Below are 24,489 nucleotides of genomic sequence, written 5' to 3' on the forward strand. Positions count from 1 at the left end.
AGCAAAAAATCCAAAGATAGAGCGGGGACGATTCGCGCGCAGAAGCACCATAACCGTCCCCTCCTTTCTAGCGTGTCCGCCTCGCAAAGTCAACGAAGCGGAATTTATCAGGCCGATGCCGCGATTCTGTGTATTGAAACAGGCTGGCGTCTTCCAAGTAGACATGGTTTTTAATGACAACAATGTTGTGGAAACCGTCGAGATCGAGAAGGGCGCGGTCTTCGGCTGTTGGTTCTTCGACGACAATTTCTTTTTTCGCAAAGCTAATCGTTAGGTTCAGCTCATTTTCCAAATACGAATAAATCGAATCGGCACAAATTTCCTCGGTCAATTCAGGGACGTATTTTTTCACGAGAAAGTCCCGGTCCAAAATGATTTTTTCCCCGCCGATTTCCCGTGTGCGAATCACTTTCCATACTTGATCCTTACCCGATAGCTTCAGCTCCTGGCGAAGATAGCCATCAGGCTTCAGCAACGTCAGCTCATTGACTATTGTTCTTGGTTTTTTGTCCATTTTTTCCGCCAGCTCTTTGAAGCTTGTCAGCCCTGAAACCGGGAAATCGAACTTGGAAGTGTCGATGACAATCGAGCCTTTGCCTCTAACCTTTTGAATATAACCGTTCTGCGCCAGCAAATTGAGCGCCTTGCGGATCGTTTCTCTCGATGTGCTGAATTGTTCCGTTAATTCATGCTCGGAGGGAAGGAGGGTTCCCGGCTGAATGTGTTCCGTTTTTATTCTATCCACAATATCGTTATAGATGGTTAAATATTTGTTCGTCATCGAGCAACACACTTCATTTCTTTAAATAATAAACAATCGACTCATACGGCCGCAGCTGAATTTCATTTGCCGGCAGCCCGGAATCCTGATAATTAGAGATTAACACTTCACTTCTATAACCATCAAGGTTTATATGAGAGGGGAGAGATACTGTTTTTTCCTTGCCGTAAAAATTGTTAAGGACGAGTAATTTCTCCTTTCCATCGTTTCTCGCATAGGCAAAAACTTCCTCGTCATTTTCCAATAGCAGCTCGAAATCGCCTTTCGTAATCACTTCATATTGCTTTCGCAATCTAATCAGTTTTTGGTAGTGATAGAAAATGGAATCTGGATCTTCCGCGGCTTTCTCTGCATTAATGTGTGTGAAATTGGCGGCAGTTCCAATCCATGGCGTTCCGCTCGTAAACCCGGCATGAGCAGTTGCATCCCACTGAACTGGCGTCCGCGAATTATCGCGAGATTTCTGTTTTAGTATTTCCATAATCTCTGCTTCATGCATGCCGTTATTTTTCATGATGTCAAACATGTTCAATGATTCAACGTCACGGTATTGCGAAATCGAATCAAAGGCAGGGTTTGTCATCCCGAATTCTTCTCCCTGATAAATGTAGGGAGTGCCTTGCATCATATGCAAGGCGGTTGCGAGCATTTTAGAGGATTCTTTATGATAGTGGCCGTCATCACCAAACCGTGATACGGCTCGAGGCTGGTCGTGGTTGCACCAGAATAGGGCATTCCAGCCGCCGCCCCTGTTCATTTCCACCTGCCATTTGGAGAGAATTTTTTTCAGCTCACGGAAATCAAAGTCAGCATTTGTCCACTTTTCCCCATTTTGATAATCGACCTTCAAGTGATGGAAGCTGAACACCATGTTTAACTCTTCTCGGTCAGGCTTTGTATAATCGATGCAATGATTGATGGACGTCGACGACATTTCACCGACGGTAATTAAATCATATTTTGAAAAAACTTCTCTGTTCATCTCATGCAAATACTCGTGGATTCTTGGGCCGTCTGTATAAAATTTTCGGCCGTCACTATCGTCCTCGGGAAACTGCTGGTTTTTTGAAATGAGATTGATGACATCAAGCCGGAATCCGTCGACGCCTTTTTTAAGCCAAAAATGCATCATTTCGTATAAAGCTTGGCGTACCTTTTCGTTTTCCCAGTTGAGATCGGCCTGGGTGACATCGAATAAATGGAGGTAATACTGGCCAGTTGTATCGTCATACTCCCATGCGGGACCGCCAAATTTGGACTGCCAATTGGTTGGAGGCTGCCCATCTTTGCCGTCTCTCCAAATATAGAAGTCCCGGTACGGATTATCTTTCGATGACCTTGCCTGTTTAAACCATTCGTGTTCAGTCGAGGTATGATTGATGACGATATCCATCATGATTTTCAAGCCGCGTTTGTGGGCTTCTGAAAGCAATTGTTCAAAGTCTTCCATTGTTCCATATTCTTCATAAATTTGATAGTAGTCGCTAATATCGTATCCATTATCACGCTGAGGCGATTGATAGATGGGGGTGAGCCAGAGAACGTCGACACCTAACTCTTTCAAATAGTCCAATTTTTCAATGATGCCTTGAAGATCCCCAGTTCCGTTGCCGGTAGTGTCCTTGAAGCTTTTCGGATAAATCTGATAGACAACTGAGTTCTTCCACCATGCTGATGACATTTCCTACACCTTCCTCATTAGATAATATGGAAAAGGAGGGATGCATCTCCCTCCTTCATGATTATTTTTTAAAAGCAAATTTCTTCATGCCGGTTTTTGCAAAAGTAAGCGTTAAGATGAAAGGCACAACAATAGCTGTGACCATAGCGACGGCGAACATCGCCATATGCTGCGGCTGAATCGACAGGATGCCTGGCAGGCCGCCGACACCGATTGAGTTAGCCATAACATCGCTGCCGACTGAGATTACTGCTGCGCACAGCGAGCCAAGCATAGCGGCCAGGAATGGGAAGCCGTATTTTAAGTTAATCCCGAACATTGCCGGTTCCGTTACACCAAGGTAACATGATATGGCAGCTGGAATCGAAACTTGCTTTTCTTCTTCGTTTTTACGATTAATGTAAATCATCGCAAGAACGGCAGAACCTTGAGCAATGTTGGATAATGCAATCATCGGCCATAGGTTCGTTCCACCCAATTCACTCATTAATTGAAGGTCGATCGCATTTGTCATATGGTGCAAACCGGTGATGACGAGCGGTGCATATGCAAAGCCGAAGATTGCTGCAAACAGCCAGCCGAATCCTGAGGTTAAGCCGGAATATACAACATTCGAAATCCATGAACCAATGGTCCAGCCGATAGGACCGAGAACAGTATGTGCAATCAATACTGTTGGAATTAACGCAAAGAATGGGACAACAATCATCGAAATGGAGTTAGGCACAATTTTTCGCAATCTAGTTTCTAAGAATGATAGCAATAATCCTGCTAAAATCGCTGGTATCACTTGAGCCTGGTAACCTATCATTTCAATTTTCGCAAAGCCGAAATCCCATACCGGAATGTCTTTTGCATCGGCAACGCCGTAGGCATTCAATAATTGAGGAGATACTAGCGTAATCCCAAGCACGATTCCAAGAATCGGTGAGGCACCCATTTTCCTGGCAATCGACCACGTGATGCCGACAGGGAGAAAGTGGAATACTGCTTCTCCGATCAGCCATAGGAAGGAATGAACCCCAGCCCAGAATTGCGATACTTCAATAATGGTTTTCGTGCCGTCTTCCATTAGTTTAATATCGCCGATGACGTTGCGGAAGCCGAGGATAAGACCGCCAACCACTAGGGCAGGGATGAGCGGGGTAAAGATGTCAGCGAGGTGAGCCACCATTCGCTGCAGCCAGTTCATGTTTTGTTTTGCGGCAACTTTCGCCTCGTCCTTGGATGTTTCGTCGACACCCGATAACTTTTTGAATTCGTTGTAGAAGCTTGCTACTTCGTTTCCGATAATAACCTGAAACTGGCCGGCTTGCGTAAATGTTCCTTTCACAAGCTTGATCGCTTCAATTTTTTCCATATTTGCTTTGTTTGGATCATGTAAGACAAAACGCATTCTCGTTGCACAATGAGTGACCGCTGCAATATTTTCTTTCCCGCCAATGTGTTCAAGAAGTTCTTTCGCTGGTTCAGTGTACTTTGACATTTGGTTTCCCCCCTGTGTTCGGTTTTGTTCTTCATTGGTTTATCAAGGATTTGTTCAAAATACAGATAATGTTTGCGTTTACATTTTAGTTTATGCTGCATCATGTATATACAAGTATGACTACTTTTTTATTCTAACTTGTATATACATGTTTGTCAATCAGGGAATTTTTTCCACCTTTTCGGTTTGTTTCTAGGATTAGAGAAAGCGGCTTATGGAGAAGGCCCCATCTGGTAATTGACGAAGGAAATAGAAATATACTCGAGAACATCTTTTTTTCTCTCACACCCTGTCCTTTTTGCCCGCAAATCCATATATATAGGGTGAAAGGAGGTGAGGGACATGGCAATGGCACTCTTAAAAGGGACAAGCATCAGGCTGAAGTTTGAAGCTGGCATGAATGCGGAAGGCAAGGTGATCGTGAAGGGCAAGACTTACGGCAACGTGAACAAAGAGGCGACCGCTACGCAAATCCAGCAGGCTGCACTAGCACTTTCCAGCCTTAGCGCTTACCCGTTCATCACCGTTGAACGCAACGACAGCCTGGAAATCGTTTAATGAAGGCCATCACTAAAAGAGGGAGGAGGTGAAAATCATGGCAAAAGTGTTGGAACTTCAATTCGTCACAAACCTTGGCAAGAACGTCAAGCTTTCCGTCGACAATCCGAAGGAGCCGGTCGACCCAGCGGCGGTGAAGCACGCGATGGAGCAGATTATTGCGGCTAACGCTTTCCTGACAAAAGGCGGCTCGCTTGCCTCAGTCGGCGAAGCGCGTATCGTCGAGCGAAACGTCACTCCGTACGAACTAGCATAATGCACACAGCCGGTTGCCAGCGCGGGGCCGGCTTATTTTTATAAAAAAATAAGCATGGAGAGGAGGAAGGAAAAGTGGACCAGCTCATTCCATTCATCAGCGATGTCGGCTTCCCGATTGTCGTAACGCTGTATTTGCTGCACCGCATTGAAGCAAAGCTCGATACAGTCGTCCAATCAATCCAAGGCCTGCCCGACAAGCTGCAAGGAAAAGCATGAGAAAAAATAGAGAACAAGCCATCCCGATGGTAAGGGATGGCTTGTATAGCGGAATCAGTTGTTCAGGAAATTGTATCCTGGGTTTCGTCCTTAGTCGGATTGACTTCTTTCCCCGTCAAATCGATGGTATCTAACTTGCTCACGAGCTCTTTCATGAGTTCTACTTTTTGTTTTTGCAATTTAATAAAGGTCAGTATCGCCCAGATTACAAAAGCGATAGGCAATACATAAAATAATAGTAGAGGAATAAATCCATATCCAAACCACATCATCATACCCCTCCTCCTTCTCTATCTAGTTCTATGGAGATAGTATAACATTTTTTGTTAAAGGCAAAATGTGGGTGGTTTGTTGCGAGGGAGGGATTGAAGGGTTAGGATGAAGCTTTCGGCATGGTCTTTTTTTCATTTTGTGAAGGACGGTTTTTATAGAATATTTAAGAATAAAAAGTCGTTTTAGAGTCTATTGTAAACGTTTTGGTACATCGTCATTTGTTTCATTGAAAATTTCTGTAAAAATACTATCTTGCGATTGGTTAACAATATTTAGCGGGTTTCCTTGTTGAATTGCTTTAATAAGGTTTTGAATATCTTCTTTTGTTGCAGGTTGTTTTTCTGGTTTTAAAGTATATCCTAATTGCCCATTGGATTCTATTGTAGCATATTGAACATCCCTTATACTCGAAATGCCTGCTTGCCTTAATCGTTCTTCTAATTTATCAACGGGTAACCGCAGTTTTTTTAAATTATTTTCCATTATTTTGCCTTGTTCAATTACTGCTACTGCCATCCCGGATATTGCTGTTTCCGCTTTGTTTAATTTTAATTGAATAAACTCCGTTAAAATTAGACAAAGCGCCAATATTCCAGCGATTGCCAAAGTGGCCCAAAGTCCATGGCCTGAGACAGGCTGGATAAGTAAAGTGCCTACAGCAATCATCATAACCGTCTGCGGAATTGTCATTTGGGAGATTGTTTTTCTTCCACCAATTCTTAAAATAATGGTTCCCGCAATAAAAATAAGTATCGTTTGCCAAATTAATGTAAGATCCATATGATGATACCCCTTCTGCTCTTTGCCTTTTATTGTTTGTCCAAGCTCCCATCTTATACATATTAGAGACCGGCTTGTGAAACAAGTTATTTTAAAGAGCAATCGCATTCATAATAAAAGGCGGAATAAAAAGGACGAGGAAAAAATAAAAATGAAAATTTCGAGGTTTTGCTTTAAAATCGTTCGTTGCCAATAGAAAAACCGCTTCTATAATGAGGAATCAAATATGTAATCTATATATGTTGAATTTGGAGAGGAAGGCGCCGACCCCCGGCGGGATCAGCGTGACAGTCGGGACCCCATAGGCTTAAAAAGCGCTGAAGCTGGACAGGCTTGACGCACGCCCCGCAGAAAGCATGCGCCTGGTTCGGAAATCAACATTCTTATTATGAGGCAATTATTTTGTGCAACTAATATAATTATCTCAACTTTCGCAGAGTGAAATCGGCAAATAAGCCTTGATATAACTGGGCAGATTGGCCAACCAAAGTTGTAATTGACATTCAATGTGCTTTTTCATTTTCGTATTGGTCTGCTTCAGGACATCATTAAGAAGCTCGATCAACTGCTGGAGCGCAACTGCCCAATCGAGTTCATTTACTTCATCACAAAATTCATAAAAAAGGCCGCCGAGTGTGCGTTGGTCGGTGTTGCAGCGATTTTGCCACGACAAAACAATATAGCGGGCAAATACTATCGTTGTATGGCTAATTAACCCATCATAGGAACGCCCTTGGAACTCCTTCTGGAGTTTTAACAGCGATTTGGTCGTCTTGAAGAAAACCTCGATGTCCCAACGCATGCCGTAGATCTGGATAATCTCCCGTTCGGTCAAGGTTTTGTCGGTGCTGAGGATGGCCAGCCATTCGCTTCTCTTGTTGCGATTTTGGACGAAGACAATCTTGACGCACGTTCCGTTAGCCATGACACAGTGAATGGAACGAAGAATTCCTTTTTTACCCTGGATAGGTTGCGCCAAACTATACAATTGCTTCAACGAAACCCGTTGTCCACCCGCTAGGTACCGCTGCTTCGTCTCTTTGACCATACCGATTACATCCAATCCCTGTCCTTTAATGGCTTGGACAAGCGGAGGTAAGGTGAACCAGGAGTCCATCAGAACATAGCTTGCATCGATACCATTCGCAAGCGCACGGCGGATCATGTCCGGAATCTGTTCAGGCGCCGTTTGAAGCGCATTCATCCGGCGTTTGTAACCAGACGTACGTTTATCGATGTCCGATGAGATGCCGTTAATCTGTGCTTTCTTGGAACTGAGCAGGGAAAAATCGATTGGCATGAAGGTGGAACCGTCCGACCAGCCGAGCGTTAACATCCGGAACCCTTTGTAGAATTTCATTTTCAATGATGCGTGGTCAAAACAACGGGCAAGTAGTTCAACCTTTTTACTGCGGTTCCGGTCGAACGCCGAATCATCGACAATGAAAACCTTTGGTCGTGTGTGATCGGTCAGACAATCGACCTTCTGGATGGTTGAAGCGCTGAACGACAAAAGGAATCGCTGCCAATTGAATGTTGGCTGATTAAGGAATCGATAAATGGCATCCTTCGCAGGATAACAGTCCGCTTTTTTCGAATTCAGCAGCGCAAACCAATTCTTATGTTGAAAGATTAGGCAGAAGACCAGTTGAAATAAGTACGAACAGGAAAAGCCGAAGGCTTTGGTGATACCAGCCTTCCGAAGATGCCTAAAGATATCTAGCTCGGAAAAAACCGAGCGCAATTCATTCGGGAGTTGATTGTTTGATTGGTTTTGATCTATCATATAGGAGGCACCTCTTCTATTGGTAGTGGTTTTTCGACAATTCTACTTTACCATAGGATGAGGTGTTTTTCTTTTGTCCAATTCAATTGTCAAGGTACCTAATGAATTGCAGAAACACATAATTACGATGCCGGTTGGATCGATTTATATCGGTGCGAAAGTTGAGTAATTATCGAAATGCTTATTTTTCTTTCCTTTTTATCATTAGTGACAATGCCGCAATAGCCAATGTGATGAGACTAACAGCAGCGAATACCACACATGGAACTAGCTTGGATTCGTTATAGCTTTGATAAGCAAATGTAGCCATTGCAATAGCGATGATTGAATTGAAAATGAGTTGCAATGAATCGGTTTTAATTTTTTTCATCGAATCTCTCCTCGATTGAATACTTCCTTACCTATTGGCAAGAGTTCCTATGTATGTCTTCATTTCTCTATGGAGGCGATATTTCTCAAAATCGTATGATTACTATATACGGAGGAGTCTATAATACTTGATTGAATTAATTTCATAATTGCTCTTACTAAAAAAGCTAAAACGACTCCTGATAGGGAATAAGCTTTTTTTAAAATGATTTCCATAAATGTGAGCGGTTGTTTGCACTCCAAATAGTAGGTGAAACAACCAACCATATACCATCTTATACCATAATAGAAAATAATACTGCAAATATAGTTATGTATTACTAAAATATTGAAATTTCCCTCTGGAAACAAAATGTTAAGTGCGACTCTGACATCCCTTTCAGGATAGGAAGAGAAAAGCCCATGGAAGTTTCGCTCAAAAAAATAAGGGGGAGAACCAAACTCCATATAAACTTTATTTGGATGAAAACACTTGCTTTATCAATTTACACAAAAGTCAGGACTTGACTACATGCAGACCCGAACGGATAATAGCATCTTCTTTAGATTCGAATGGAAATAGTCACAGTATCTCCATAATCCAAATCTATAAAACAAGAATAGTAGTTTTACAATAAAAGAAAAGGGGGGGCCTAATGGCGGATAAATTGTTAGAAATCGCACTGGCGTTGCGGTATTCGCAGGAGCCTTAACGGTCGGCATTATCATTATCATAATAGGATAAGGGTTTCATATTATTTTATCGAGGGAGGGAATCATGGTGATCATCAAAGTATTAGGAGCAGGATGCAAAAAAGGTAAAGAGCTGGAAGAGAATGTCCTTGCTGCAGTAAAGGAAGCGGAACTGGAGGCAGAAGTGAAAAAAGTCGAAGATACCCGGGAAATCATGAGCTATAAAGTGATGAGTACACCTGCGCTCGTGGTCGATGAAAAAGTGGTTTCCGCAGGGAAGCTATTATCGCCAATCCAGATAAGGGAACTTCTGATCTAGGACCGCTTGATTGAAGCGGTTTTTTTTTACGTTGTGCATATAAGCAAATTCTTATATACTGATGTTCGGAGGTGGGAGAATGGAAATAGAAAGAGGGGCAGTACTTCTAAAGCTTCTAGGAGACCGCACAAGATTGTCAATGTTCAAAATCCTGGAAAGCCGCGATTGCTGCGTGTGTGAGTTCACTGCCATTTTTGAAATGAGCCAGCCTGCTGTGAGCCAGCATATCAGGAAATTGAAGGATGCGGGGCTTGTCACTGAATCGAGAAAAAGCCAGTGGATTTATTACTCGCTGAACAAAGAGTCGGAGTTTTATCCTCTTATGCAGGATATCCTGAGCCATTTTCCAAGCCAGGAAGAGAACTTGAAAAATAGTCTGCAAATTACTTGTGATTGATAGGAGGAGTACAGTTTGCTTTCAACAGTGCTCGCATCATTGATATTTTTACTCACTCTTGTGCTCGTCATTTGGCAGCCGAAGAAACTGTCGATTGGCTGGTCAGCATGCGGCGGGGCAGTGCTTGCATTGATTGCTGGAGTGGTCGATATTGGAGACGTGCTTGATGTAACAGGCATCGTCTGGAATGCTACACTTACATTTATTGCAATTATTATTATCTCGCTTATTTTGGATGAAATTGGATTTTTTGAATGGGCTGCTCTACATATGGCCCGTGCCGCCAAAGGGAATGGCATCAGGATGTTTGTTTATGTAACGGTCCTCGGGGCGATTGTGGCAGCATTTTTTGCGAATGACGGTGCCGCATTGATTTTGACGCCGATTGTACTGGCGATGGTTCGCGCTTTGAAGTTCGATTCCAGGATGGTCTTTCCGTTTATCATGGCGAGCGGTTTCATTGCCGATACTACATCACTGCCGCTAGTCGTCAGCAATCTTGTGAATATTGTTTCGGCAGATTTCTTTGATATCGGGTTCATCGAGTACGCAACAGTGATGATTGTGCCGAATTTGTTCTCGCTTGCTGCAAGTATCCTTGTCCTCTATTTGTTCTTTCGGAAAAGCCTTCCCGGACGTTTTGATCCAGTCCAGCTGAAAAAACCTGCAGAAGCCATCAAGGATCATGCCATGTTCAAGCTGTCATGGGCGGTGCTCGGATTTTTGCTCGCTGGCTACTTTATCAGCGAAGCGCTTGGAATCCCAGTCTCGTTTATTGCTGGCGCTGTAGCGATTTTCTTTTTAACAATGGCGAGAAGAAGCGCAGCTGTTAACACAGGCGCAGTGATAAAAGGGGCTCCATGGGCGATAGTGTTCTTTTCAGTCGGGATGTATGTTGTTGTGTACGGATTGAGAAATGCAGGTTTGACAGATGTGCTAGCGAATGTCATCCAGTCGGTTTCGGATCAAGGCTTGTTTGCGGCCACCATTGGGATGGGATTCGTCGCGGCGATTCTTTCCTCTGTGATGAACAATATGCCGACTGTTATGATCGATGCGCTCGCAATCGCGGATACGAATACAACTGGCATCATCAGGGAAGGGCTTGTATACGCGAATGTCATCGGTTCCGACCTTGGCCCGAAAATCACGCCAATCGGCTCGCTTGCGACGCTGCTCTGGCTTCACGTGCTTTCATTGAAAGGTGTAAAAATTTCTTGGGGGACATACTTCAAGACAGGTGTCATTCTTACGATACCAACATTGCTGATTACATTATCCGGCTTGTACCTTTGGCTGATGATCGTTTCATCATATTAGTTGGATGTGCCTTTTGTTTCATAAAAGAGGAGGTTTTTTAGTATGGCAGATAAAACAATTTATTTCTTATGCACAGGAAACTCCTGCCGCAGCCAAATGGCAGAAGGCTGGGCGAAAAAGCATCTTGAAGGCTGGGAGGTAAAAAGCGCAGGCCTTGAGGCGCATGGATTAAACCCAAGCGCAGTAAGGGCGATGGAAGAGGTAGGAATTGATATCTCGAAACAAACATCGGATGTGATTCACCCAGCAATTTTGAATAGCGCAAACCTTGTAGTGACGCTCTGCGGCCATGCGGATGACCATTGTCCCGCAACACCGCCGCATGTAAAAAGAGTGCACTGGGGCTTTGATGACCCAGCGAAAGCTGAGGGCACAGAAGAAGAAAAATGGAGCTTTTTCCGGCGAGTAAGAGATGAAATCGGCGAGCGGATTCGACTATTTGCGGAAACAGGAGAGTGAAACCAGCCCTTTGTTTGGCGTTTGGGAAGAGCTTGTGCGGAAAAATCATATTACAAAGATGGAAAAAAGGTTGGAATATAAAGAGTGTCATGCCAGCTCTTAAACTTCACCTTGTTGTAACATTTTTAATATTGCCTCATACAAGGACGATGTTACAATCAACTTGAAAAGAGGGATGTAACATGGGACGCGCTAAGAGGGAACCTAATGATGGTCCTGTTATCAGAAAGGAAAAAGAAATGGTTTCGAAAATGATTGACCTTTACTGCAGGAAGAAGCATCACTCCGCAGCATTGTGCCAGGAGTGCAGCCAGCTGAAGGAATACGCGCATCTTCGCCTGTCGCTTTGCCGTTTTGGGGAAGAAAAGACAGCATGCTCGAATTGTTCTGTCCATTGCTATAAGCCCGTTTTTCGGGAAAAAATGAAATCGGTCATGCGTTATTCCGGCCCGTGGATGCTGCTGTATCATCCTATTTACTCCATCAAACACTTGCTGAACAAATAAAATGTTTAATATCGGGGACAGCAAATCAAGATATTAGAAGCATTGTCTGTCTCCCTTAATCACTATAAATATGAAATCGCTTTCCCGCTGCTTTTCAAAATAGTATTGTCCTATTCGTTTTCTTAAGCAAAAATGTCAGCAAGGGGGCCGGATTGTAAAGATTGTGCCAGTGTCGCTGTCCAAAGGGTTAGAAATTAAATGTATGGGGGAATGCCATTATGATGAAGTTTCTTCAAAACCTTGGCCGATCGCTAATGCTTCCGGTCGCCGTTCTTCCAGCCGCTGCCGTTCTTATGGGAATCGGTTACTGGATCGATCCTTCTGGCTGGGGCGGAGGCAATGCGGCAGCTGCTTTCTTAATCAAGGCCGGCAGTTCCATCATTGACAATATGGGGATGCTTTTCGCACTTGGTGTCGCGCTTGGGATGTCAAAGGAAAAGGACGGCTCTGCCGCACTGAGCGGACTTCTCGCATTCCTTGTTGTGACAACATTGCTGTCGCCAGCATCTGTTGCGATGCTGCAAGGTGTGGATGTGGAAAGTGTAAATCCTGGTTTTACAAAAATAGAAAACCAATTTATCGGTATTTTATCGGGTATCATTGCTGCTGCGATGTACAATCGTTTCAGCCATGTGAAGTTACCGGATGCACTGGCGTTCTTCAGCGGAAAGCGGCTCGTTCCGATTATGACATCTGTAGCGATGATGCTCATTTCCGTTGCGTTGTTCTTTATCTGGCCAGCGGTATTCAGCTCGCTTGTATCGTTCGGGGAAGCGATCAGTAAGCTGGGAGCGGTTGGCGCAGGTCTTTACGGTTTCTTCAACCGGCTGTTAATCCCGACAGGACTCCATCACGCTTTAAACTCTGTTTTCTGGTTTGACGTTGCCGGCATTAACGACATCGGAAACTTCTGGAGCGGAAAAGGGGTAAAAGGAGTTACCGGAATGTACCAGGCTGGCTTTTTCCCGATCATGATGTTCGGATTGCCTGCTGCTGCGCTAGCGATGTACCATACAGCGAAGGATAAACGGAAGAAGCAGGTATACTCTCTTATGCTCGCAGCAGGAATTGCCGCATTTTTCACAGGGGTAACAGAGCCGCTTGAATTCGCCTTCATGTTCGCAGCGCCGCTTCTCTATGTGGTTCACGCTGTTCTGACAGGGATTTCTCTCTGTATTGCGGCAACCTTCCATTGGACAGCGGGATTCGGCTTCAGCGCTGGCTTTGTTGACTTGTTCTTGAGCTCAAGGCTTCCGCTTGCAAACGAGCCGTATATGCTGATTGTTCAAGGCCTTGTATTTGCGGTTATTTACTACTTCATATTCCGCTTCTTGATTATCCGCTTCAATCTTGCGACACCAGGCCGTGAAAAAGAAGAAGAGGGCGCAGTAGAAGAAAACGTGGAAAAGGGCGATAACAAATACGCTGCGATGGCTGCGAAGATTTATGACGGCCTCGGCGGTGATGAAAACGTAACAGCAGTCGATTACTGTGCGACAAGGCTTCGCGTCGAAGTGAAAAGTATGGACGGGGTCGATCAGCAAAAAATCAAGAGTACTGGCGTTCCTGGCATCAATGTCGTCGGAGCGAACAATATCCAAGTCATCATTGGACCACATGTTCAATTTGTGGCGGATGAAGTGGAAAAACTTCGCAAATAATGGGAGGAGCAGCGCAATGTAATCGGTGCTGCTCCTTTTTATTGCATAAGAGGAGCTGAGGCACTTTCGTTTATAAAAGTCATTCAGAAGGAAGGGTTAATCGATGGATTTAAATACAGTTATGCAGGAGCTTGAGGCTCTCGGCAAGGAGCGGACGAAGAAAATGTACATATCAAACGGCGCCCGCGAGCCGCTTTTTGGCGTTGCTACAGGCGCAATGAAGCCAATCGCTAAAAAAATCAAGAAAAATCAGCCTTTGGCAGAGGAGCTATACGCAACAGGAAACTACGATGCCATGTACTTTGCAGGCATTATAGCAGATCCTGAATCTATGGCCGAGACAGATTTTGACCGCTGGATGGATGCAGCTTATTTTTACATGCTGTCAGATTATGTGGTGGCTGTTACATTAGCTGAAACTGATATTGCACAGAAAGTTGCAGATAAATGGATTGAAAGCGGGGAAGAGCTGCGAATGTCAGGGGGCTGGAGCTGCTACTGCTGGCTTTTGGGTAATCGCCCGGACGCTGAATTTTCAAAAGAGAAGCTATCCAAAATGCTGGAAAAAGTAAAAGGCGCCATCCATGATTCTCCAGAACGTACGAAATCCGCCATGAATAATTTTGTTACCACGGTTGGTGTATCCTATTTGCCCCTCCATGAAAAGGCGCTAGAGACCGCAACAACGATAGGGCCTGTAGAAGTGAAGCGCGACAAAAAGAAAAGCAGTTTCCTGCGGGCATCAGAAAATATCCAGAAGGAGGCTGATAGAGGGAGGATTGGCTTTAAACGGAAATATGTTAGATGTTGAGCGATCCGTAGTATGGGCTGTACGGGACAAGGACCCTGTCCATTTGTCCCTGGCCCATGTTATATATTGAGGAATTTAGGAAACATGTGTGTGTTCATACTGCCAAGAAGAGCGTCTCGCATAGTAAGCAAAGATGGACGTGCAAAAGTTCATATGGCAGTGAGTTTGAAAAAGAGTTTTAATGGCGGGCAGTTGAGTGTTATTTCTGCACATGGGGCTATATTTCCAGGAATTATGCGTTTCAAAACTGTATAATCAGGAAAATACTCAAATGAACATGTGTAGGGAGGAAACGCTATGCCATATGATAAACTAAGTGATCTGCCGGATTCTGTCAAAGACAATTTGCCTCATCACGCACAGGAAATCTTTAAAGAAGCATTCAACTCTGCAAGCGAAGAGTATGATGAGGAAGAGACTGCCTTTAAGGTTGCCTGGAGTGCAGTGAAGAAAAAGTATGAAAAAAATGAAGATGATAAATGGGTGGAGAAGGAAGGTTAGCCAGGAGTTTTATTGAGTTGTAAGAAAAGTTATCCCAGCCAGGGCGCCGCTGAAATATCTAAAATGATAAGAGGCAGTTGAAAGTTCATTCATTTGGACTCTTAACTGCCTTTTTCCTTGTCTTCTTCCTTGTTTTTTCGGTTTCTATAATATTTGTTGGGGTTCTTACACAATTTGAACATAAAAAATGCACGTAACCATCCAATCTTTTATTCTTGAGTTGCTGAAAAATAAGTATGAATGAGAGGTACGTGCATAATTTTAGCTAGTTTTAAAGAAGTACTTATTGCTTTTAAAGGGGGAGAAAAATTTGAATGAAGCGTCGAAAGTATATTGGGATAGATATTGGGATTCTCAAAGTAAAGAGAAACCCAAAAAAGTAGATGCATGGCAATTCGGAGCAAGTCCAGATTATTTGGATCAATTAGTTATAGATGGAGTAAAAACAGCTACTTGTTCAGGACCGATTTTTTATGGAATGGAAAACGAGCCAATGCCTTCCGTTGGAGATTACAGCATTATTTTGAATAGTAAAGATGAGCCTTTGGCGATTATTAAAACAGTAGATGTGCAGATCATGCCATTGAATAAAGTTCCAGAGGAGTTCGCTATTGCAGAAGGTGAAGGAGATATAACTTACCAATACTGGAGAGAAACCCATGAAAAGTTCTTTTCTGAAGAATTAAGTGCTGTCGGACTTGAATATTCGGAAGAAATGATGCTCGTTTTTATAACGATTTAAATTGGTGAATGTAAGAAATAAGTAAAAAACGCTTGGAATTATTCCGAGCGTTTTTGAATGCGATATAGTTGCTGCTTAAACGTATGAATATGGTTCGTCTTATAATTAAAATGGACCACCAATCACCGATGTATATTACCCTACTCGTCCATCTTTTTCGCTTTGCTGATTGCTGCCCCGAGTCCCTTGATGACGGCTGAGCGGAAGCCGTTTTCCTCGAGTGCTGCCACTGCTTTGATTGTTGACCCGCCGGGAGAGCAGACATGGTCCTTGAGTTCTCCAGGATGCATGCCTGTCTCCAGCACCATTTTTGCCGCTCCGAGAAGCGCCTGCGATGCCAGCATATATGCCTGTTTGCGAGGAAGGCCATGGAGGACGGCGCCGTCGGCAAGCGCCTCGATAAAGAGGAATGCGTAGGCAGGCGACGAACCGCTTACTCCGCTGACTGCATCTATCATGCTTTCTTCCACAAGTTCTGTACGGCCGAATGCTTCGAAAAGACTTATCAGCTCGTCTTTTTCCTTCTCCGTGATTTCGCTGTTAACGCTGAATGCTGTCATACCTTCTCCAACCAGAATGGGAGTGTTAGGCATCGCCCTCACAAGTTTGACTTTCCGACCGAACCGGAGTTCATTTCGAGCAATTGTCTGTCCGCCTGCAATCATGATGATGATGGAATCTTCCTTAATAATGTCTTTGATTTCCTCTATTACTGTCTCATACACCTCTGGTTTGACAGACAGGAACAGAAAGTCACTCTGTTGTGCAACCATTTTATTATCTTGTGTTATTTCAATTTTGAAAGCTTGTTGCATTTTTTCCAGGTTCTCACGCGTTCGGTTCGATGCGATAATTTCGTTTCCGCTTGCAAATCTTGAACGGACGATACCGCCAATCATCGCCATTGCCATGTTGCCGCATCCGATAAAGCCGATTTTTCGTGTCATGGAAAGACATCCTTTCTATGTACAAAAGTAACTCTTGCCGCGATTATAACATGCATCCAGCTTTTGACGGCTGAAAAAAATGCTTATTCTATTAAAAGAATCGTGAAAGTGTAGTAAAATATAGGCTGATGGATGACAAAGGAGTGGAACACTATTATAAATTTAGCGAAAATCGTTTATGTCTCCCTCGGTTTTCTTTTTATGGGGCTCGGAATTGTTGGGATTGTCGTCCCGCTGCTTCCGACAACACCGCTGTTACTGTTGGCATCGTTCTTTTTTGCTAAGGGGTCGAAGCGGTTTGAAATATGGTTTAAAGGAACTGGTGTATATAAAAAGTATTTGGAAAGCTTTGTGAGGGATAGGGCGATGACGCGTCGCCAGAAGATTACAATCTCCCTGATTTCCGATACGATGATGGCTATTCCTTTTATTATGAACGATAATTTAATGTTGAGGCTCACATTGCTTCTCATCGTTGCCTACAAATATTATTATTTCATTACGAAAATTAGAACGATAACGCCAAATCTAAAACCGCAGCCGTAACATGGCTGTGGTTTTTTAACGAAATAAAGTGTTAAAGCGTGCCTGACCCCCGGCGCTGTACAGTGTTAAAGAGAGGATGGGTAACCGATTACACGTTCAATTTTCTCATGCTGGATGCTGTTCCAATTATGATATCTACGGTAATTCCCCATTTATCTCCGGTAAACCACAAAACATCTGCAGTAGATTCCATGTAGTCCTATATTAGCTTTAATCTGTAAACCAAAAACAGCTCACCAACCATTTCTTTTAGAAAGCATAACATCACTTGAACGAAGCGAATTTTGGAGAATTAATCAGATTAATGTCACTTCTCGCTGCGGTGGCTTATAAAGAACAAAAAATTCTTTTTAAAGAACGAAATAGAGAGAAAACAGAAGTAAACAGGAGCATTTTCACAATAAGTATTCTTTATATAGAAAATATGCCTGATTTGCCCGTTTTCAAAAAAGAACAATACGTACTATAATCACGTTGTAGGGTTCGTTTTAAAGAACGAGTCTGAAAAACTGACCAGGGAAAGAGGAGGAAACGAATATGAGTCTTAAAAAGAAATTGGGCATGGGAGCTGCATCAGCTGCGCTAGGTCTTACATTAATTGGTGGAGGTACATACGCATTCTTCAGCGACAGCGTGGAAACAAGCGCGAACTTCCAAGCGGGTACACTCGACTTGAACGCGAATCCAACAACGATTATTGATGTGAAAGACATCAAGCCTGGCGATACAATGACACGTTCGTTCGAGCTTGTTAACGGAGGCAGCCTCGACATTGCAGAAATCCTATTGAAAACAGACTATACTGTAACGGATGCAAAAGGTGACAATACCGTCGAAGACTTCGGCGAGCACATTAAAGTAAACTTCCTCTATAACTGGGACAAAACTGAAGGGGTTATCTGGTCTACAACGCTTGCAGACTTGAAGAATATGACTCCCGATGCATTAAAAAATGAAATCTTCATTCCTTGGTTGGATGAGAAGGGTGGAAACCTTGAAGCAGGTACTTCTGACGAGTTATTCGTTCAATATGAGTTCGTTGAAAACGACCAAGATCAAAACGTCTTCCAAGGGGACAAGCTTGAGCTAAAGTGGACTTTCGAAGGCAAGCAAGGCGCTGGCGAAGAGAAGTAATAGACAACAACAGCGGGAGGGCGGAGTTTTGCCGCCCTCTTTCTTCCATGAATGATGTTCTTCACGTTTTATAAAAAAGGTTTATAACAGGTGAAGAGGATTATTCCTTCTTATACCATGCCAAGGAGATGAGGGGTGTGCGTCAAGCTCAGGACGGTAGGATCAAGAAATTTGGCAGAAAAAATCAGCCGGTGAAAATTGCAGCCCGGCTCCTCGGAATCGGCTATGGGCTATTTTTTACGCTTGTTTTGCTATCAGGCAACACGCTAGCCTTTTTCCATGATGCTTCGGAAGTGTCAGGCAGCATTACGGCAGGCACATGGCAGGAGGAGTGGGACAAGAGTTCGCTAAAGTTTATCAACGGATCACACGAGCAAACGGTGAACAGCTGCCCGCCTGCAGAAATAGCGGTTGAGGTGAACAACGGCGGCAGTGATATGAAGGGCCAGACAGAATACGAGGTGTACTTTGCGCCAAGCGGGAATCCGAAAAAAGGAACAAAAGTGGGAGAAGGGAAAATTGAACCGATTCTCTCAGGGAAGACTGCTTTGCTGAAGTTCCAGGCAACGAAGGCAGGCAATTATAAATTTAAAGCGTATCAGCGCCCAGGTCATGCTAATAAGTACGAATCAAGAGGAGAGCTTTGGAGCGAAACCGTAACGGTTAAGTGTCAGAAAATTGCTCCTCTGAAGGAAGAGAAGCAACAGCCTGAGGCGGAGAATCCGACATCTCCACAACCTGCACAAGAAACGAAACCGGAACAAGGTGCAACTCGTGACGGCGAGCAACAACAGCCTGAAAAAGGTTCAGAACCGCCAAGTGTCGAGCAGCCTGTAAAAGAAGCGCAGCCTCCGGCAGGGCAGGAGCCTGAAACAACCAAAAGCCAGCAAATAACATGGAGCACAAAAGAAGAAGCTCGGGCAGCAGAGAAAGGGAGGTAAAGTGATATGAATTTTAAAACGGTGGGAAAAGTGTTGAACCATCTTGTCACAGTCGTTTTGTTTGCCATCATGGCGGTGCTGATCTTTGTCGTTGTTTCCACTAAGCTGTCAGGCGGGGAGCCGCAGATTTTTGGATACCAGATAAAGAGCGTTCTTTCCGGTTCGATGGAGCCGGGAGTCAAGACAGGTTCAGTGATTGCTGTGAAGCCAGGTGGAGATATGAAGAGGTTTAAAAAAGGCGATGTGATCACTTTCAGGGCGGAAGGCAACAAACTCATCACCCACAGAATTACGAAGGTAGTGGAAAGCGGCGGAGAGATCATGTATCGCACGAAAGGTGATAACAATAAAAAGGAAGACAGCGAACTAGTCCTTTCGAGCAATGTAGTGGCTGAGTATACAGGACACACCCTCCCTTACGCAGGATACTTCATTGATTATGCCAAATCGAAAAATGGCAGCGCCCTGCTGCTTATTCTTCCAGGCGTCCTGCTCCTTTGCTATTCTTTTTTCACTATCTGGCAGGCAGTTTCTCAGCTGGAAAAAAAGCATGCTGCAAGCGGTGTGGAAAAAACGGTTTAACATGCTGTAAATAGACGGAGGGGGATTGGGGTGCGGTTATTTAATCAGAAAGCACTTGCTGCATGCTGTGCATTACTGCTCCTGCTAGCGGCGGTCCTGTCCACTGGGAGTACAGCAGCAACGCCGGACAGCCAGGAAATCGATATTTCTACGGATGCGGGAAAAGTACTGTTTGACCTTGGTAATATCAAGCCAGGCGATTGGGCGGAGCGTGACATCACACTGATGAACACCGGGCGCCAAGACTCCACTTACATCACCTCAGTAGAACTCGAATCCGGATCGCAGAAGCTGTACGATAACCTTGTGCTCAAGGTGTATGGCAAGGGCGGAAAGGTGTTTGAAGGGACGCTTGGCGAGTTTAAGAAATTAAATCCTCGAATGGTGAAAAGCAGAGAAGCAGAGAATCTCATCCTCAAAATGGAGATGCCTTGGGAGCTAGGGAATGAATACCAAGGCTTGGGCTGTAATGTTGCAATCAAGTTTAATGTAGAAGGCACGATGGGCGGAATGCTGCCACAGGACGGAATGAAACTTCCGAACACAGCGACAGGAATTTTTAATATGCTGGCAGCCGGAATATTGTTTAGCCTTGGTGGAGGTGCCATGTACCTTTACTATCTTCGAAGGAAAAAACAAGCGATTAGCCTCCTATAAAAATTAGTCTGGCCAGGCGGCCGGGCTTTTCTTTTTCCAGGAAAGCGGAAAAATCCATAAAACGTTCATTTCTCGCTGTTGAATCGCGAGGGTAGCGGCATTATAATTGAATCTGTTATTTTATAGGAAAGAAGGCGCATGGAAATGATTCAAATGCTCAGGCGTGAGCTGCTCGCGGGGATTACCGTTTCTGTAGTGGCCCTCCCGCTTGCATTGGCGTTCGGTATCCAGGCTGCCGGCGGTTCGCAAGGTGCCATCATTGGGTTGTATGGCGCGATTATTACAGGTTTCTTCGCCGCGCTGTTCGGTGGGACGAAGGGGCAGGTGACAGGCCCGACAGGCCCCATTACGGTTATTTTCACGGGAATTGTCGCGAGCCATGGATTAGAATATGCTTTTCTTGCCGCTTTTTTAGGCGGGCTTATACAAATTGCTTTCGGACTATTGAAGGCGGGCAATTATCTTAAATTTATTCCGCTTCCTGTTGTAAGCGGGTTCATGAACGGTATTGCTATCATCATCATCGTGGGCCAGCTCAATCATGTTACGGGAAGTTTTTTCATTGTGATGATCACGATTGTGTTCATGCTTTTTTCGATGAAGGTGATCAAGACGATTCCGGCTAGTCTCATGGCATTGATTGCCGGTACGGCGGCGGTATTTTTCCTCGAGAAGATCATGCCGTCGATTTCTTTTCAGCTTCCATTCATCAAGGAATTTGTTCTATTCGGTGATGTGGCGAAAATCGGCGAGATTCCGAAAGGCTTGCCGGAGTTCCATATGCCGGTCATGGACCTCACTGCGATTGCCTCGATCCTGCCTGCTGCTTTGAGCATTGCGGTGCTTGGTTCAATCGATTCGCTGCTGACTTCTGTCGTAATGGATAATATTACGGGCACGAAGCACAAAAGTAATAAGGAGCTGATTGGACAGGGTATCGGAAATGCGCTTGCGGGGCTGTTTGGCGCCATGCCCGGTGCCGGGGCGACTGTTCGGTCCGTTGTCAACATCAGAAGCGGCGGTTCGACGATGCTGTCCGCCATGGTGCATAGTGTGGCGTTATTGCTGTTCATGATGGTTCTTGGTTCGTTCGCCAGCCAAATTCCGCTGGCGGTGCTTGCGGGAATTCTGATAATTACAGGAATGACGATGTTTGATTACGAAAGCTTCAGAATCCTGAAGGACGAGCCGCGTTCGGATGCGGCGCTGATGCTTGTTACGATGGTTTTGACAGTCGCGGTCGATCTGATGGTGGCAGTTGGTGTCGGTGTCGTAATGAGTGCCTTCATCTTCATGAAGCGGATGAGCGAAGAAGGTTTCCGGATTGGCGGCGGCCGAGAAGACGGCTTGAAGGTGTTCGAGCTGGAGGGACCACTCTACTTCGGATGTACGGATAGGCTGGCTGCAGCGATCAATGGCGCAGTGTCCGAGAAGGCGATTGCGGTCAGCTTGGAAAAAGTCGATTATATCGATGCATCCGGCGCTGCTGTCCTGCTGCAGCTGCATGGGCAGCTTGCTCAAAAGGACCGAAAGCTGTTCGTGTTCGGCGCTTCTGGCGAAGTAGCGGGTAGCCTTGCGAAGATGAAAATCTTAGAGCGGCTCGGCAAAAGCTATTTTCCCGGACGGAGCGAGCTCCAAGAATATTGGAAAGAGAGAATCGTATAGGCACAGTATGCTGCTGGTTCGTGAAGCCATTAAGCCGCACTCCTTATTGACTTAAATGAGGAGTGTGGCTTTTTTTGTTTTGACCGTAGAAGGTGATTGCTGTTCAGTCGCTATAATTTTCTGGACGGAATTCAAGGTAATATTCTATTTTCCGTTTCGGCTAGTTTATTGTCCAACCCGTTCTGTTTGTTGTCCTAAAATCACCTTATTTTGCCTTAACCACCCTATTTATTTGTGAAACAAATTAGAGCATCCTATTTTTGTCCAGCCCGCCATTCAAAATACAATGTTGGAATTGCGGTAGTATCAAGACGAAAATAGGAATGTCTCCGTATGTCCCAACCATAAATATATATAAAGGAGCAACGGTGCCTGACCCCCGGCGGGGCGGAGCGATACCGCGTTAACAAGACCCCCCCCTAAAGCGTGCCTGACCCCCGGCGCGTTAATGCGTCACCGCGCCGGGGGTCAGGCACGCTACAGGAAGTTAATTCTTTAATGGGGTGGTGCGTAATGATTAGGAATAATTTGCTTGCTGCTGTTTACCATTCTGTTTCAAGGTTTGCTGATAAAGATGCTTTGAGGTGGAAGGAAGATGGCGTTTATATCGGCATGAGCTACAAAATAATGTGGGAGAATATCCGCCACTTGGCAGCTGGGCTTGCACGCCTTGGTATCGCTAATGATGATAAAGTAGCCATCCTTTCCGAAAACCGTCCGCAATGGCCAATAGCAGATTTAGCCATTCAGAGTCTTGGTGGAGTTACTGTCCCTGTCTATCCTTCCCTTCCCGCTGATCAAGTGGAAGCAATCCTGCAGAATGCAGAGGTCAAAGCCATCTTCGTGGAAGACGAGCACCAGCTGGGGAAGGTGCGAGAGACAGCACAAGAAGGTCTCCATGCCATTGTGATCAATACATCTGCTGCTTTCTCCTATCAAGACAAGTCATTGCCATTATCTGAACTCATTTTTGCAGGCAAGAGCCACCCGCTCTCGTCATGGGAGGAAGGGTGGAAATCGATTGACAGCGACCACCTGGCAACGATCATCCATACTTCCGGGACGACAGGCAAGCCGAAAGGGGCAATGTTGACCCATGGCAATTTTCTCTCCAATATCAACGCCATCCAGTTTTGGTGTATAGAAGCAGGACCGAGTGATACCTTTCTCAGCTATTTGCCGCTCTCCCACGTCCTTGAACGAATGGCTGGGCAGTTCACGCCGCTTTCACTGGGAGCGACCATTGCCTACGCAGAGAGCATTGAAAAGATTCCAACAAACCTGCTCGAAGTAAAGCCTACCATCATGACAACGGTTCCGCGTCTTCTCGAAAAAGTATACGCCAACATTCAAGGCCAAATCAGAACGAGCAGCCTTTTAAAAAAGAAGTTGTTCCACTGGGCGGTCACTGCCGGAATGGACCGCTATGACTTTCTTTCAAATACAAGAATAGACGAACTGATATTGAAAGGCTTGCCAAAGCGGCTCGCACGAAAATACGCGCTTGCAGATCGGATTGTATTTAGCAAAGTGAAAGCTAATCTCGGCGGGAGGCTCCGCGCGCTTGTCTCGGGCGGTGCCGCTTTGAATCCGGAAATAGCCTCGCTTTTCTGGTCGATGGGCATCCCGGTGCTGGAAGGATACGGGCTGACCGAAACTTCCCCCGTCATTGCCTTGAACCCTGCGGTAAGCCCTAAAGTGGGAACAGTAGGACGGGTGCTCGCCAATTTAAATATCAAGATTGCAGAGGATGGAGAAATTCTCGTCAAAGGTCCGAGCATCATGAAAGGCTATTATCGCAATCCTGAAGCGACCGCGGAAGCATTTGCCGACGACTGGTTCCGGACAGGGGACATCGGAAGCTTAAGCGTTGACGGCTACCTGACAATCGTTGACCGGAAAAAACGCCTCCTCATTCTCTCGACAGGAAAAAATATTGCTCCTCAGCATATTGAGAATGCGATGAACCAAAGCAGTTATATTGAAAATAGCGTAGTGGTCGGCCATGGGGAAAAGTACATCATTGCCGTCTTGTCGCCAGATGGGGAAAGCTTGCGCGAATGGGCCCGAAAACAGGGAATAGAGGCGCAAGGCAGAGCGGAACTTATTTCAAATCCACTAGTCAAAAGGATGCTAGAAAAAGAAGTGAAATCGCTTACATCAAAGCTTGCTTCCTTCGAACAGCCGAAAAATATCATCATCGCTCCTGATCAATGGACAGTAGAGAATGGCTTCATCACCCCAAGCCTGAAGGTAAAGAGCCACCTTGTGGAAAATCATTATAAAGCGAGCATCGCTGCTGCCTATGAAGAGAGGAGTTTACAGCTATGACGGAACGAGCAGAGTAACGATGCTCCGTGAGTGACTTTTAAGGGTAAATCGTCCCGGGTACTTCATTATGGGTCATTTACCCTGTCTCAATCTAATAATCGTAAAAAAAT

At 44.9% G+C, this 24,489-nt stretch carries 26 protein-coding genes and 1 pseudogene; 19 read left to right on the plus strand and 8 right to left on the minus strand.

What is annotated here, in order from left to right; translation table 11 throughout:
* Positions 1-67: 67 nt before the first annotated feature.
* The 3 genes from treR to treP form a co-directional block, all read right to left on the minus strand.
* Positions 68-781: a trehalose operon repressor gene (gene treR, locus BQ5796_RS00555; RefSeq protein WP_071458487.1), complete on the minus strand. Its 714-nt coding sequence runs from the start codon at positions 779-781 to the stop codon at positions 68-70.
* A 13-nt stretch (positions 782-794) separates the two neighbouring features.
* Complete coding sequence (treC, locus tag BQ5796_RS00560) at positions 795-2,462, minus strand: alpha,alpha-phosphotrehalase (protein ID WP_071458488.1); 1,668 nt, start codon at positions 2,460-2,462, stop codon at positions 795-797.
* A gap of 61 nt (positions 2,463-2,523) precedes the next feature.
* The gene (gene treP / locus BQ5796_RS00565; RefSeq protein ID WP_071458489.1) at positions 2,524-3,948 is read right to left on the minus strand and encodes a PTS system trehalose-specific EIIBC component; all 1,425 of its coding nucleotides are present in this window, start codon (positions 3,946-3,948) and stop codon (positions 2,524-2,526) included.
* 342 nt (positions 3,949-4,290) lie between these two features.
* On the opposite strand from treP, the gene BQ5796_RS00570 reads away from it, so the two are divergent.
* The 3 genes from BQ5796_RS00570 (at position 4,291) to BQ5796_RS00580 (ending at position 4,980) form a co-directional block, all read left to right on the plus strand.
* A complete protein-coding gene (locus tag BQ5796_RS00570; protein WP_071458490.1) occupies positions 4,291-4,506 on the plus strand; it encodes a DUF1659 domain-containing protein in 216 nt (71 codons plus the stop codon).
* 37 nt (positions 4,507-4,543) lie between these two features.
* Positions 4,544-4,762 carry a DUF2922 domain-containing protein gene (locus BQ5796_RS00575; protein WP_071458491.1) on the plus strand — a complete coding sequence of 73 codons (219 nt, stop codon included), beginning with the start codon at positions 4,544-4,546 and terminating at the stop codon, positions 4,760-4,762.
* 74 nt (positions 4,763-4,836) lie between these two features.
* Positions 4,837-4,980 carry a YvrJ family protein gene (locus tag BQ5796_RS00580; RefSeq protein WP_071458492.1) on the plus strand — a complete coding sequence of 48 codons (144 nt, stop codon included), beginning with the start codon at positions 4,837-4,839 and terminating at the stop codon, positions 4,978-4,980.
* A 62-nt stretch (positions 4,981-5,042) separates the two neighbouring features.
* Here BQ5796_RS00580 and BQ5796_RS00585 read toward each other — a convergent pair whose 3' ends face one another.
* The 4 genes from BQ5796_RS00585 to BQ5796_RS00600 form a co-directional block, all read right to left on the minus strand.
* Complete coding sequence (locus BQ5796_RS00585) at positions 5,043-5,255, minus strand: hypothetical protein (RefSeq protein ID WP_071458493.1); 213 nt, start codon at positions 5,253-5,255, stop codon at positions 5,043-5,045.
* A gap of 187 nt (positions 5,256-5,442) precedes the next feature.
* Positions 5,443-6,033 (minus strand): DUF421 domain-containing protein, encoded by a 591-nt coding sequence (locus tag BQ5796_RS00590; RefSeq protein ID WP_071458494.1) that lies wholly within the window; start codon positions 6,031-6,033, stop codon positions 5,443-5,445.
* Between the two features lie 424 nt (positions 6,034-6,457).
* Positions 6,458-7,819 (minus strand): IS4 family transposase, encoded by a 1,362-nt coding sequence (locus BQ5796_RS00595; RefSeq protein WP_071458495.1) that lies wholly within the window; start codon positions 7,817-7,819, stop codon positions 6,458-6,460.
* Between the two features lie 181 nt (positions 7,820-8,000).
* Complete coding sequence (locus BQ5796_RS00600) at positions 8,001-8,189, minus strand: hypothetical protein (RefSeq protein ID WP_071458496.1); 189 nt, start codon at positions 8,187-8,189, stop codon at positions 8,001-8,003.
* Between the two features lie 756 nt (positions 8,190-8,945).
* Between BQ5796_RS00600 and BQ5796_RS00605 the strand changes: the two genes are divergently transcribed.
* The 9 genes and pseudogenes from BQ5796_RS00605 to BQ5796_RS00645 all read left to right on the plus strand — a co-directional run bounded on the left by BQ5796_RS00605 (position 8,946) and on the right by BQ5796_RS00645 (position 15,601).
* The gene (locus BQ5796_RS00605) at positions 8,946-9,179 is read left to right on the plus strand and encodes a thioredoxin family protein (protein WP_428839279.1); all 234 of its coding nucleotides are present in this window, start codon (positions 8,946-8,948) and stop codon (positions 9,177-9,179) included.
* Between the two features lie 79 nt (positions 9,180-9,258).
* Positions 9,259-9,576, plus strand: a complete 318-nt coding sequence (locus BQ5796_RS00610) for an ArsR/SmtB family transcription factor (protein ID WP_234969282.1) — start codon at positions 9,259-9,261, stop codon at positions 9,574-9,576.
* 15 nt (positions 9,577-9,591) lie between these two features.
* Complete coding sequence (locus BQ5796_RS00615) at positions 9,592-10,896, plus strand: arsenic transporter (protein WP_071458498.1); 1,305 nt, start codon at positions 9,592-9,594, stop codon at positions 10,894-10,896.
* Between the two features lie 42 nt (positions 10,897-10,938).
* The gene (gene arsC / locus BQ5796_RS00620; protein ID WP_071458499.1) at positions 10,939-11,355 is read left to right on the plus strand and encodes an arsenate reductase (thioredoxin); all 417 of its coding nucleotides are present in this window, start codon (positions 10,939-10,941) and stop codon (positions 11,353-11,355) included.
* A 182-nt stretch (positions 11,356-11,537) separates the two neighbouring features.
* Entirely contained in the window at positions 11,538-11,861 is a 324-nt protein-coding gene (locus tag BQ5796_RS00625) for a nitrous oxide-stimulated promoter family protein (protein WP_071458500.1), read from the plus strand.
* Positions 11,862-12,079: 218 nt separating this feature from the next.
* Positions 12,080-13,522 carry an N-acetylglucosamine-specific PTS transporter subunit IIBC gene (gene nagE / locus BQ5796_RS00630; protein ID WP_071458501.1) on the plus strand — a complete coding sequence of 481 codons (1,443 nt, stop codon included), beginning with the start codon at positions 12,080-12,082 and terminating at the stop codon, positions 13,520-13,522.
* A 103-nt stretch (positions 13,523-13,625) separates the two neighbouring features.
* Positions 13,626-14,333, plus strand: a complete 708-nt coding sequence (locus tag BQ5796_RS00635) for a DNA alkylation repair protein (protein ID WP_071458502.1) — start codon at positions 13,626-13,628, stop codon at positions 14,331-14,333.
* A 297-nt stretch (positions 14,334-14,630) separates the two neighbouring features.
* A complete protein-coding gene (locus tag BQ5796_RS00640) occupies positions 14,631-14,834 on the plus strand; it encodes a ChaB family protein (RefSeq protein WP_071458503.1) in 204 nt (67 codons plus the stop codon).
* Between the two features lie 310 nt (positions 14,835-15,144).
* Positions 15,145-15,601: pseudogene (locus tag BQ5796_RS00645) on the plus strand (ASCH domain-containing protein).
* A gap of 115 nt (positions 15,602-15,716) precedes the next feature.
* Here the strand turns inward: BQ5796_RS00645 and proC are convergent.
* The gene (proC, locus tag BQ5796_RS00650; protein ID WP_071458505.1) at positions 15,717-16,523 is read right to left on the minus strand and encodes a pyrroline-5-carboxylate reductase; all 807 of its coding nucleotides are present in this window, start codon (positions 16,521-16,523) and stop codon (positions 15,717-15,719) included.
* Positions 16,524-16,655: 132 nt separating this feature from the next.
* Between proC and BQ5796_RS00655 the strand changes: the two genes are divergently transcribed.
* The 7 genes from BQ5796_RS00655 (at position 16,656) to BQ5796_RS00685 (ending at position 24,379) form a co-directional block, all read left to right on the plus strand.
* Entirely contained in the window at positions 16,656-17,069 is a 414-nt protein-coding gene (locus BQ5796_RS00655) for a YbaN family protein (RefSeq protein WP_071458506.1), read from the plus strand.
* Positions 17,070-17,606: 537 nt separating this feature from the next.
* Positions 17,607-18,203, plus strand: coding sequence for a CalY family protein (locus BQ5796_RS00660; RefSeq protein ID WP_071458507.1), 597 nt, complete (start codon positions 17,607-17,609; stop codon positions 18,201-18,203).
* A gap of 137 nt (positions 18,204-18,340) precedes the next feature.
* On the plus strand, positions 18,341-19,144 hold the full coding sequence (tapA, locus tag BQ5796_RS00665) for an amyloid fiber anchoring/assembly protein TapA (RefSeq protein WP_071458508.1): 804 nt from the start codon (positions 18,341-18,343) through the stop codon (positions 19,142-19,144).
* A gap of 6 nt (positions 19,145-19,150) precedes the next feature.
* Positions 19,151-19,726: a signal peptidase I SipW gene (gene sipW / locus BQ5796_RS00670; protein WP_071458509.1), complete on the plus strand. Its 576-nt coding sequence runs from the start codon at positions 19,151-19,153 to the stop codon at positions 19,724-19,726.
* Positions 19,727-19,756: 30 nt separating this feature from the next.
* Entirely contained in the window at positions 19,757-20,383 is a 627-nt protein-coding gene (locus BQ5796_RS00675; protein WP_071458510.1) for an LPXTG cell wall anchor domain-containing protein, read from the plus strand.
* A gap of 144 nt (positions 20,384-20,527) precedes the next feature.
* Positions 20,528-22,048: a SulP family inorganic anion transporter gene (locus BQ5796_RS00680; RefSeq protein ID WP_428839305.1), complete on the plus strand. Its 1,521-nt coding sequence runs from the start codon at positions 20,528-20,530 to the stop codon at positions 22,046-22,048.
* 513 nt (positions 22,049-22,561) lie between these two features.
* Positions 22,562-24,379, plus strand: coding sequence for an AMP-dependent synthetase/ligase (locus BQ5796_RS00685; protein ID WP_071458512.1), 1,818 nt, complete (start codon positions 22,562-22,564; stop codon positions 24,377-24,379).
* The last annotated feature ends 110 nt before the right edge of the window (positions 24,380-24,489 follow it).

The organism is Bacillus massilinigeriensis (assembly GCF_900111815.1).
Taxonomy (GTDB): Bacteria; Bacillota; Bacilli; order Bacillales; family Cytobacillaceae; genus Mesobacillus_C; species Mesobacillus_C mediterraneensis.

What these genes read in the sequence shown, in the direction of transcription:
- treR (WP_071458487.1), bottom strand. Translation starts at nt 781, where the DNA reads ATGACGAACAAATATTTAACCATCTATAACGATATTGTGGATAGAATA.
- treC (WP_071458488.1), bottom strand. Translation starts at nt 2,462, where the DNA reads ATGTCATCAGCATGGTGGAAGAACTCAGTTGTCTATCAGATTTATCCG.
- treP (WP_071458489.1), bottom strand. Translation starts at nt 3,948, where the DNA reads ATGTCAAAGTACACTGAACCAGCGAAAGAACTTCTTGAACACATTGGC.
- BQ5796_RS00570 (WP_071458490.1), top strand. Translation starts at nt 4,291, where the DNA reads ATGGCAATGGCACTCTTAAAAGGGACAAGCATCAGGCTGAAGTTTGAA.
- BQ5796_RS00575 (WP_071458491.1), top strand. Translation starts at nt 4,544, where the DNA reads ATGGCAAAAGTGTTGGAACTTCAATTCGTCACAAACCTTGGCAAGAAC.
- BQ5796_RS00585 (WP_071458493.1), bottom strand. Translation starts at nt 5,255, where the DNA reads ATGATGATGTGGTTTGGATATGGATTTATTCCTCTACTATTATTTTAT.
- BQ5796_RS00590 (WP_071458494.1), bottom strand. Translation starts at nt 6,033, where the DNA reads ATGGATCTTACATTAATTTGGCAAACGATACTTATTTTTATTGCGGGA.
- BQ5796_RS00595 (WP_071458495.1), bottom strand. Translation starts at nt 7,819, where the DNA reads ATGATAGATCAAAACCAATCAAACAATCAACTCCCGAATGAATTGCGC.
- BQ5796_RS00600 (WP_071458496.1), bottom strand. Translation starts at nt 8,189, where the DNA reads ATGAAAAAAATTAAAACCGATTCATTGCAACTCATTTTCAATTCAATC.
- BQ5796_RS00605 (WP_428839279.1), top strand. Translation starts at nt 8,946, where the DNA reads ATGGTGATCATCAAAGTATTAGGAGCAGGATGCAAAAAAGGTAAAGAG.
- BQ5796_RS00610 (WP_234969282.1), top strand. Translation starts at nt 9,259, where the DNA reads ATGGAAATAGAAAGAGGGGCAGTACTTCTAAAGCTTCTAGGAGACCGC.
- arsC (WP_071458499.1), top strand. Translation starts at nt 10,939, where the DNA reads ATGGCAGATAAAACAATTTATTTCTTATGCACAGGAAACTCCTGCCGC.
- BQ5796_RS00625 (WP_071458500.1), top strand. Translation starts at nt 11,538, where the DNA reads ATGGGACGCGCTAAGAGGGAACCTAATGATGGTCCTGTTATCAGAAAG.
- nagE (WP_071458501.1), top strand. Translation starts at nt 12,080, where the DNA reads ATGATGAAGTTTCTTCAAAACCTTGGCCGATCGCTAATGCTTCCGGTC.
- BQ5796_RS00635 (WP_071458502.1), top strand. Translation starts at nt 13,626, where the DNA reads ATGGATTTAAATACAGTTATGCAGGAGCTTGAGGCTCTCGGCAAGGAG.
- BQ5796_RS00640 (WP_071458503.1), top strand. Translation starts at nt 14,631, where the DNA reads ATGCCATATGATAAACTAAGTGATCTGCCGGATTCTGTCAAAGACAAT.
- proC (WP_071458505.1), bottom strand. Translation starts at nt 16,523, where the DNA reads ATGACACGAAAAATCGGCTTTATCGGATGCGGCAACATGGCAATGGCG.
- BQ5796_RS00655 (WP_071458506.1), top strand. Translation starts at nt 16,656, where the DNA reads ATGACAAAGGAGTGGAACACTATTATAAATTTAGCGAAAATCGTTTAT.
- BQ5796_RS00660 (WP_071458507.1), top strand. Translation starts at nt 17,607, where the DNA reads ATGAGTCTTAAAAAGAAATTGGGCATGGGAGCTGCATCAGCTGCGCTA.
- sipW (WP_071458509.1), top strand. Translation starts at nt 19,151, where the DNA reads ATGAATTTTAAAACGGTGGGAAAAGTGTTGAACCATCTTGTCACAGTC.
- BQ5796_RS00680 (WP_428839305.1), top strand. Translation starts at nt 20,528, where the DNA reads ATGATTCAAATGCTCAGGCGTGAGCTGCTCGCGGGGATTACCGTTTCT.
- BQ5796_RS00685 (WP_071458512.1), top strand. Translation starts at nt 22,562, where the DNA reads ATGATTAGGAATAATTTGCTTGCTGCTGTTTACCATTCTGTTTCAAGG.